Genomic DNA, 8,146 nt, shown 5'->3' with positions numbered 1-8,146 from the left:
ACACGCAAACCCAGATTTTTGCGCGGGGGGGCGGGGGTCGGGCGCCGGGTGCGTCGGGTTCTGTCGGCCCCCGCCCCGGGCGGGGGAGGGTGGCACTACGGGGCGCCCGCAGCATCGGCAAGGGGCCGGCCGCCCCGCACACCCCTGCACCCCGCATCCGAGATGAGGAGCACACCCAGCATGACCGATCGCATCCGCGCCATCGAGGCCTCGCCCTGGTCCGCGCCCTGACCGCCGTGTTCGACGGAATCCATCCCGCTGCGGACCAGTTCGTGCAGAATTCGCACGACGCGTCGGCCAAGGGGATGCGCGGTTCCCACCTGGTCTACGTCAACGACGGCTCCCCGGCAGAAGAGAACCCGTGGCGGTACGGCAAGGAGGGCCGCACCTGCACCGCCAGCGCCTACGGCCGCCGCTCCGCGGCCCGGCACGTCATTTCTCTCGGGCTTGAGGGTCGAATGGACGCTGAGGGCACCACGTTTTCCCAGCTCAGTGGCATGACTCGTTCGGTGCCGTGTGCGCGACAGGTGTTGTGGATGGAGGCAGCGACTGGTGGACGGAGCAGATGTTCACGAGTTCGACAGCTTCAACTCGTTCCGATGCCAGACCGTGGCGCGCTGACCGTTCAGCGCTGGTGCCAGACCAGCGTGTAGCGCCAGAACAGTCGTCGGCGGAGCCGTGCGCCGGGTAGTTCGTGGCGAGCCTCGCGCACGATGTCTGCGAAGTTCATGGTCGCCGGTCGGGTCGGGGCAGTCATCGAGGTCGGTCGCGGTGACTTGCGGCCCCTGTTCTTGATCCATGCCATGGCGACATTCGACGGAATGGCGACGGCGTCGATCAGGTAGTCGCTCCGAGATTGCGGACGGTAGAGACCGACGACGACCAGTGTTCCGCCGGGTACCAGGTGCTGTCGAAAGCGGGTTAGGGCGTCGCTGAACGGCAGGTGATGGATGGTGGCGACGCATGTAATGACGTCGTAGAGGCCAAGCGGTATCTCGTTCAGTGCGTCTCCGACAGTGAAGGTCACCGGGGCTGTCGGGGCTGTGAGCTCCCGCGCGCGAGCGACGATGGCGGCATCGACGTCGATGCCGTGCACCACTCCTCCTGCCCGTGAGGCCAGGAGCCTGGCAAGGCCACCGCTGCCCGATCCGACGTCCAAGGCGCTGTTGAAGCGTCTCGGGAGCTGGCGCAGGATCCGCCGGTGGTAGTGGGCGTTGTGGTCCCAGGGATGGGCGACATGGAACTGTTCAAGTGCTCGAAGGATGCGGGGCAGCAATGTCGTCATGACATGAGTCCATCAAAGGTCGACCGTCTGGGACACGTCGGGCAACCGCTGACGGCGATGAGCCGTCAGCGGTTCAGCTGGGCCATCAGCCGGTGGTGGGTCGGTGCGGGCACCGGCGGCGTGTTGATGGGCCCGCACGACGGTGGAGTCCACCGAGATGTCCCAGTCGATCTCCCCGGCCGCGTCGGCCTCGGCCTGGACCTGCTGGAGCAGACGCTCCCAGGTTCCGTCGGTCGACCACAGCCGGCGCCGTTCATAGACCGTCTTCCACGGGCCGAACCGTTCGGGCAGGTCACGCCACTGCACGCCGGTGCGCACCCGGTGCAGAATCCCGTCGATCACCTGCCGGTGATCCCGCCACCTGCCACAACGACCCTTGCTGAGCGGCAGGAACGGCCATAGCCGTTCCCACTCGGCATCACTCAGATCACTCCGCCCCATGTCCACGTCAATGACCTAGATGTGGATCAGTCACATGATCGGCCGGACAAGTCCTAATGAACCCGGCCGCCCACCGCGCGACCGGCGTCGCCGCCGCCCTGGTCACCACCTGGATCACCCTGCGCAAGGGCAGCCGCCGATGAGCTGGCGGTCTTCCAGGAAGACCTGATCCGTTCCTACCGCTCCTTCCTCGATCAGCGACGATCCCTGCGGCCGGCCGCGGAGTGCCGAGAACCGACAGGAGAAGAATGGCGCGAGTTCCAACAGCGCTTCGCGCTGCGCAAACTCGAGCTCGGCACCTGTGGACGGCCCTACGGGACGCGCTGCAAACGCCTGCATGCGCTGCCCCATGCTTCGAGTCGACCCCACTCAACGGACGCGACTGATCGAGATCATCCGCAGCCTGACCGAGCGCATCGCGGAGGCCAAGCTCAACGGCTGGTTCGGCGAAGAAGAAGGCCTTCGCGTGAGCCTCGAAGCCGCACGCAACAAACTCACCGCCATGGATCGCGCCCGAAACCAGAACACAGCCCGGATCGCCGATCTCGGAATCCCGCAGATCAGGAAACCCTGACACACGCGAGGCGCGGCCCACCTCACACCGCGCCTTGCGTCCAGGGCACGATCATGGTGCTTCGAATGCCACCTGAGCTCTGGGGGCTGAAGGCCAGAGCATGGTCTCAGGCGAGGAGCCTGGACAGCCGGGCCGCTTGCCGCTCGGCCGTTCCTGGCGGATTACGAGGGTATTCAGGGTCGTCGAAGGACAGCAGGAACAACCACACGAGTGCCAGCAACCTGCGGACCTTCGGAAGCCGAACACGTTCGGCAGCATTCAAATCGAACTGATCCAAGAACGCCTCGGCATCGAGAGACTGGTCGACCCAGCTGGCGACGTGTTCCGTGATCTCTGCCAGTTCGAATGAACGGTCGCTGAGACCAGAGTCCTCGAAGTCGACGACCCGCACGCGGGAGCCGTCCCAGAGATAGTTGGCGAGATTACCGTCGCCGGGACCGAACACCAGAGGGACATCCGGCTGGTCAACTCGGTCCATCCCCGAGTGGGCCAGCCATGCGAGGCCGCGGTCCATGGCTTCGCCCACCTCACGGTTGACTCGTGGACGAGTTCGCGGCGCCCAAGCGCGAATCTGGGCGATGAGTTCGTGCTGGCGACCGGGCCTGGCGGGGATCTCGCTCAGGACGTCCGCAGGCACCGCATACAGCTCACTTGCCGCAGCAGCCAGGGCCTTCAACTGCTGAGCGCTGAGCGACTGTCCTCGAAGCGGCTCACCTGGCAGGCGCGACATCACCACGACCGGCTCTTCGGCCACAAAATCCGCGCTCTGCGGCACAGGGGCCAAGTCCGGTGCATACGCAGCGAGCAGCGTCAGCGCACGCCACTCCCGCTCGCACCCCTCACGCCGAAACCTCTTGATCACGCTTCCGGGCTGGAGCTCGACAGCGTGAGTACTCCACGAAACGAAAGTCATGAAACGCGATCTTGCCATCAGTTACACAAGCTCCGACGCCGGAGTCCGGGAAAACCGCTTCAAGCAGCTCAACGACCACCACGGGCACGCGGCGGGTGACACCACGCTCGCGGCGAGCGGGGCTCGCCTGAGCGAGTGGGCCGGACCCCGCGGTGTCGCCAGCCGCCTCGGAGGCGACGAATTCGCCGTCCTTACACGTATCGAGCCCCGTCACCAAGGCCTGCGCCTGGAGCACCTGGCCCGCCTCATGACCCGCCCCGTCCCCTACGAGGACGGGTTGCTGCCGCTGTCCGTTTCCCTCGGTGCCGCCACCCCGGCCGCCGTCGCCAGCAGCGACTTGCCGACCTTGACGAGGGCGGCCGATGCGGCGATGTACGAGGGCAAACACACCGTCAGCATCGTTCAGGCCCGCCCCGACCACGTTCGCGTTCCGAGCGTCAACGGCCGCCGGTACGGCCGCCCGGGCACCGCCGTACAGGGGCAACCCGCATGACACCGACCCAGCTCCTCGAGGGCAACTGGATCCGAGGCATCACGGTCCGCCAGCCCTGGGCCACCAGCATTTTGACGGGTGCCAAAACCGTGGAGAACCGACCTCGCCCGTGGCGGCCTGGCTGGGTGCTGCTGCACGCGGGCAAGAGCATCGACAGGCCTGCCCTGCGCCTCCCCCTGGTCGCCCGCACGATCCGCGGCCGCGATCTGGTCACCGGAGCCGTGATCGGCGTGGCACGGCTGGTCGGCTGCCACCAGGACCAGGCCGGATCCCCGCCCTGCACCGAGTGGGCACAGCCCGACGCGTGGCACCTGGTGTTCGACGACGTCCAGGAGCTCGCCCTGCCCGTCCCCGCACGCGGGCAACTCGGCCCCTGGAAGCCGCCCGTCGACCTGCTCGCGCAGGTCCTCCAGCAGCTGCCCGACCTGCGGCCGTGCCCCGCACACGAGGCAAGAAGCCGCCGTGGGACCCGGGTCTGGTCCCGGCCCCCGGTGGCCTCCTCGACTGGCGCGACAGCCAGCACTTCGACCACTGGCAGGACCGCCCCTGCTCGCTGTGCGAGCAGCCCACGCCGATGCGCTCCCACTCCAACGAGCCCGTCCACAAGGCGTGCGCTGAGGACTGGATCGCCGCGAACCCGGTTGAGGCCCGCCTCGGCAGGTTCGCCTCCGCCGTCCAGTCCAAGCGCCGGCGACCACGCCTGACCCCCTCCACCTCGAGGCCCCCATGAGCAACACCCCACAGCACGACGCCAACCACCTCGCCTACCCCGAGCCGCCCGCTTCCCCGCTCTGGCACCGCGACGGCCCGAAGGCCCGACCGCTCACGCCCGAGCAGCAGCGACGCAACCGCGAGCTCCTGGCCCTCGCGCAGAAGCGCCCGACCCGACCCCGCTCCCCTCGCTCCACCAACACCCTGGCGGAGGCCAGCGGAGGCCGCCAGCCCCAACCCGATCGGCGACCTGATCGAAGCCCACGAGAGCGGCGGTACGCGATGACGACTGCCCTCCCCGCGCAGCGCACCGTCCTGGAGCGGTTCCGCGCCGGCCACCCCCGCAGCTCCTGGCCCGCCGACGAACACGCCTGACACCACGGCGATGCCCCGAGGCGATGCGTTCCGTCACCAGCCATGTGGCCGGCCAGACACCCCGGGGCACCCCCACCCTTCCACGCCCAAGGAGCCCCTCACCAGGCACTCCCCGCCACACGTCCACCAGCAGGAAGCCGTTGGCTACGCACACCGGACAGCCGCCCGCATTGAAGACCGTCCTCGACGAACGCCAGGTCCCGCATGACAAGAACGATGACTTGCTTGTCCTGCTGCGTAAGACCACCAGATGCCTCCAGCTGACTCCCGACCACCTAGACTCGTCAGCCGCCGCTGGCACCATCAATCGGATGATGATGAGCCTGGGGCAGATCGTGCAAGGGACAGCTGAGCTGCGAAACGGGTACGGCACCGGTCACGGCCGGTCCAAAGCGCAAGCATCACAGCGTCTTACCTCACGGCACGCGCGCCTTGTGGCCGGTAGCGCATCTGCACTGGGCGTCTTCCTGTACGAGACCCACGAAGAAGGCGGCGCCGCTGCTGCGGACGGGCCCGGGCTGTAGCTGCGGTGGGATGTTGTACGCGTACAACATCCCACCCTCGCCGAGCGGCCCTGTCATCAACACGGGTCAGATCTTCGCCTTGCTGGCGAGCAGTTCCTGCACGAGTTCAACGATGAGCTCGGGTCGTCCTATGAACGGGGAGTGGCCCGTCTGCCACTTGCGCACGTCGTTGCACCGCGAGGCCATCATCCGCTGCAAGCCCGGGGCAATCGCCCGATCTTGCGCACAGACGATGTAGGTGGAGGGAACGTGCTTCCAACTGTGGTGCTGTGGAACTCCTCGCCCGCAGCCGGGGGCTTGCGAACGCAGTAGGCCAACCGCCCAGGCAGCGAGATGTTCGGGACAATCGCCATAGAGGGCTTCGACAGCCCGGTCGGGGTGCAGGCTGGTCGAGCCGTCGGGCTCAGGGTTGATCGCGTCCTGAAGCTGCGGGGACACCCCGCCCAGAACAGCCGCGCTCTCGCCCACATCCAGCACGAAGGCCGCCAGATAGACCAAGTGTCTCGCCCCACGCACCCCAGTGATCACCGACCCGCCATAGGAGTGGCCGAGCACAATCGGAAGCTCCGGCAGCGCGTCGACGGCAGCCTGGACCGCGGCTGTGTCAGCAGACAATGAGCCGCGGTGGAGCTCAGGAACGACAACCGCGCATCCTGCGGTGCGCAAGCGTTCTGCCACCACGGCGAAATGCTCGGGACGGTGATACAGGCCGTGAACAAGCACCACAGCGGCCAAATCCGCCCGCCTCCTCTGGGGTACAGACCGGTGATCTTAGCTCCGGACCATGGCCGCAGCCGCCGTAGTCCGGAAAACGGCCAGCGCACTTGCAGAACTCCTTGCCCGAGCGCTGCGGGACCGGGACCGCGAAGTCGTAGTCGAGCACCTCCACGTCCACCTCCCCCGCCTGCTAAAGATGGCCGTCTCGTGATTGCCTGCTGTCAGTTCGCCGAGCGCAGGCGGTCCAGCTCGTCTCCGATCGCCTTGCGCAGCGGGTCGTGCTGCGGGCCGAGTGAGTACTGCTTGTCGGTCCACCTGTCGCGGGGATAGAGCCACACCGGCATTCGCACCAAGTCGGTCGGCTCCCATTCGAAACGGGGCCATACGTGCGCATGCAGGAACCCGTCGGTGTTGCCCAGGATCTCCAGATTGACCCGTCGGAAGGCCGCGTCCACGCGACGGGATGTTCGCTCGACTGCTTCTCCCAGTTGGTCCATGTCGGACAGGAAGGCCAGCCGCTTGTCCCTGGGCAAGTCCGACAGTCTTTCCACCTTGGGATCGTCCACCAGGAGCACCGAGTAGCCCGGGAGAAACTGGACATCGCCGATCGCTGCGAACCCCGCGTTCAAGCGCCGAAAAACTGCGGGGTTCTCGCCTCGCAGGGCACTCCCGATCCGATCCATCCGCCAGTCATCAACCATGGCCAGAACCTACCCGGCCGCGATCGCGCCCCGTCAGAGGATGTCGGGGGAATCACGGTCGACTGCCATTTCCTTAGTCCGGAAAAGGGCAGCGGCAACGGCCCACCTGCTGGCCCGACGCCTGCGCCGCCGAGGCCACCAGGTCCACGTTCACCACCGCGACCTGCACCGGCCCGTCGTCCATCGCCCCTGACCGTCTGACGGCTCCCCATGCCGCCCCAACCCCGGCCCGGGGCTTGGGCAGTGCGGATGACCGGACAGCCCGGCCCTACACGCCCCTCTTTCGGAGGTCAGCCCCGTGAAGAAGCCCCAGCGCCACTACATGGCGACCCTGTCCGACGGCACCGTCCCGCCCACTTGCGAGCACCTCGCCCGCTACTACAGCGCCCAGGGCGAGACCATCCCGACTGTCAACCTCACCGACCAGGTCGGCCAGACCGTCGACTTCCCTGTCAAGTTCTTCTGTTCACGACAGTGAGCACGGTGAGCGGTGGGCTTGGCGTGGAGTCTTGCCGGCCACCTGCAGCATGCAGTGCACGAAATGTGCACGAGGCCAGCAAGTGAGTGACATCATGCGCGAAATGACGACGCACCCGTTTCTTCACGTGCCGCACGTTGCGGCACTCGGAACCGCTCTCGATCGGTTGGGCACCGTCTTTCAGAAGTTCGAAGAGCAGGACTCTGGCTGCACCTCATACGGACTGCTGGCTTCAGGGCAACGTTGGTTCGTGAAAGGCGCTTCGACGCCGAAGGGGGTCTCCTCCCTGCGGCAGGCAGTGTCGCTTCACCAGAACGTCTCGCACTCGGCCATCGTTCCCCTGAAGTGTTCCTTCAGCACAGACGATGGCCTTGTGCTGGTCTACCCATGGATGAGCGGTGAGGTTCTCTACCACCCAACTCTGTCACGCCATGGGGGGCGGGCAGCTCCCGGCAGTCCAATGGCGCGATTCAGGGCCCAGCCACTTGCCCGAATCCACGCCGCGCTGGAAGCCATCCTCTCTGCCCATCTGGCCGTGGAGGAAGCTGGATTCGTTGCGGTCGACTTCTATGACGGATGCATGTTGTACGACTTCGATGACCACCGCATGGTGTTGTGCGACTTGGACGAGTACCGGGCCAGCGCCTTCGTCCTGGAGGCGGACCGGCTGCCCGGGTCGACGCGCTATATGGCCCCAGAGGAGTTCGCTCGCGGATCGCTGATCGACATCCGGACAACCGTCTTCGCTCTGGGCCGGGCGCTCCGTCTCCTCTTGGACGCTGGCGACGAGGAGAAGCAGTGGCGCGGGACGCCTGAGCAGTTGGAGGTCATCAGGACAGCGACTGCTACCGCACCAGAGCGCCGGTTCCCCTCCGTTCGCTCACTCGCCGACGCCTGGCAGGCAGAGGCCTGAGCTTGACGTTTAACGTCGGTG

11 protein-coding genes and 2 pseudogenes are annotated in these 8,146 nt (G+C 66.8%); 8 read left to right on the top strand and 5 right to left on the bottom strand.

Going from position 1 to position 8,146, the window contains the following annotated elements:
• Positions 1 to 625 precede the first annotated feature (625 nt).
• Positions 626 to 1,285: a class I SAM-dependent methyltransferase gene (locus ACFU8Q_RS36250; RefSeq protein ID WP_384462812.1), complete on the bottom strand. Its 660-nt coding sequence runs from the start codon at positions 1,283 to 1,285 to the stop codon at positions 626 to 628.
• A gap of 93 nt (positions 1,286 to 1,378) precedes the next feature.
• Positions 1,379 to 1,726: pseudogene (locus ACFU8Q_RS36245) on the bottom strand (IS5 family transposase); the annotation flags it as partial.
• Between the two features lie 337 nt (positions 1,727 to 2,063).
• On the opposite strand from ACFU8Q_RS36245, the gene ACFU8Q_RS36240 reads away from it, so the two are divergent.
• Positions 2,064 to 2,300 carry a hypothetical protein gene (locus tag ACFU8Q_RS36240; RefSeq protein ID WP_384462809.1) on the top strand — a complete coding sequence of 79 codons (237 nt, stop codon included), beginning with the start codon at positions 2,064 to 2,066 and terminating at the stop codon, positions 2,298 to 2,300.
• 106 nt (positions 2,301 to 2,406) lie between these two features.
• On the opposite strand, the gene ACFU8Q_RS36235 is transcribed toward ACFU8Q_RS36240, so the two are convergent.
• Positions 2,407 to 3,213 carry a phosphotransferase family protein gene (locus tag ACFU8Q_RS36235; RefSeq protein WP_384462806.1) on the bottom strand — a complete coding sequence of 269 codons (807 nt, stop codon included), beginning with the start codon at positions 3,211 to 3,213 and terminating at the stop codon, positions 2,407 to 2,409.
• Between ACFU8Q_RS36235 and ACFU8Q_RS36230 the strand changes: the two genes are divergently transcribed.
• The 5 genes and pseudogenes from ACFU8Q_RS36230 to ACFU8Q_RS36210 all read left to right on the top strand — a co-directional run bounded on the left by ACFU8Q_RS36230 (position 3,212) and on the right by ACFU8Q_RS36210 (position 5,316).
• On the top strand, positions 3,212 to 3,706 hold the full coding sequence (locus ACFU8Q_RS36230) for a GGDEF domain-containing protein (RefSeq protein WP_384462802.1): 495 nt from the start codon (positions 3,212 to 3,214) through the stop codon (positions 3,704 to 3,706). The genes ACFU8Q_RS36235 and ACFU8Q_RS36230 overlap by 2 nt on opposite strands.
• Positions 3,703 to 4,140 (top strand): annotated as a pseudogene (locus ACFU8Q_RS36225) (hypothetical protein); the annotation flags it as partial. The gene ACFU8Q_RS36230 and the pseudogene ACFU8Q_RS36225, both read left to right, overlap by 4 nt.
• Positions 4,140 to 4,436: a hypothetical protein gene (locus ACFU8Q_RS36220; protein WP_384462799.1), complete on the top strand. Its 297-nt coding sequence runs from the start codon at positions 4,140 to 4,142 to the stop codon at positions 4,434 to 4,436. The pseudogene ACFU8Q_RS36225 and the gene ACFU8Q_RS36220, both read left to right, overlap by 1 nt.
• The gene (locus ACFU8Q_RS36215; protein WP_384462796.1) at positions 4,433 to 4,792 is read left to right on the top strand and encodes a hypothetical protein; all 360 of its coding nucleotides are present in this window, start codon (positions 4,433 to 4,435) and stop codon (positions 4,790 to 4,792) included. The genes ACFU8Q_RS36220 and ACFU8Q_RS36215 overlap by 4 nt, the downstream gene beginning before the upstream one ends.
• A gap of 23 nt (positions 4,793 to 4,815) precedes the next feature.
• A complete protein-coding gene (locus tag ACFU8Q_RS36210) occupies positions 4,816 to 5,316 on the top strand; it encodes an abortive infection family protein (protein ID WP_384462793.1) in 501 nt (166 codons plus the stop codon).
• Between the two features lie 66 nt (positions 5,317 to 5,382).
• Here ACFU8Q_RS36210 and ACFU8Q_RS36205 read toward each other — a convergent pair whose 3' ends face one another.
• Positions 5,383 to 6,051 (bottom strand): alpha/beta hydrolase, encoded by a 669-nt coding sequence (locus tag ACFU8Q_RS36205; protein WP_384462790.1) that lies wholly within the window; start codon positions 6,049 to 6,051, stop codon positions 5,383 to 5,385.
• 203 nt (positions 6,052 to 6,254) lie between these two features.
• Complete coding sequence (locus tag ACFU8Q_RS36200; RefSeq protein WP_384462787.1) at positions 6,255 to 6,734, bottom strand: diadenosine tetraphosphate hydrolase; 480 nt, start codon at positions 6,732 to 6,734, stop codon at positions 6,255 to 6,257.
• A 298-nt stretch (positions 6,735 to 7,032) separates the two neighbouring features.
• Between ACFU8Q_RS36200 and ACFU8Q_RS36195 the strand changes: the two genes are divergently transcribed.
• On the top strand, positions 7,033 to 7,212 hold the full coding sequence (locus ACFU8Q_RS36195; protein ID WP_384462784.1) for a hypothetical protein: 180 nt from the start codon (positions 7,033 to 7,035) through the stop codon (positions 7,210 to 7,212).
• 103 nt (positions 7,213 to 7,315) lie between these two features.
• Complete coding sequence (locus ACFU8Q_RS36190) at positions 7,316 to 8,125, top strand: serine/threonine protein kinase (protein ID WP_384462781.1); 810 nt, start codon at positions 7,316 to 7,318, stop codon at positions 8,123 to 8,125.
• The last annotated feature ends 21 nt before the right edge of the window (positions 8,126 to 8,146 follow it).

This window comes from Streptomyces sp. NPDC057543, from assembly GCF_042801895.1.
GTDB lineage: Bacteria > Actinomycetota > Actinomycetes > Streptomycetales > Streptomycetaceae > Streptomyces.
The sequence above is the reverse complement of the archived record's forward strand: the minus strand, read 5'-3'. Positions and strand labels throughout refer to the sequence as shown.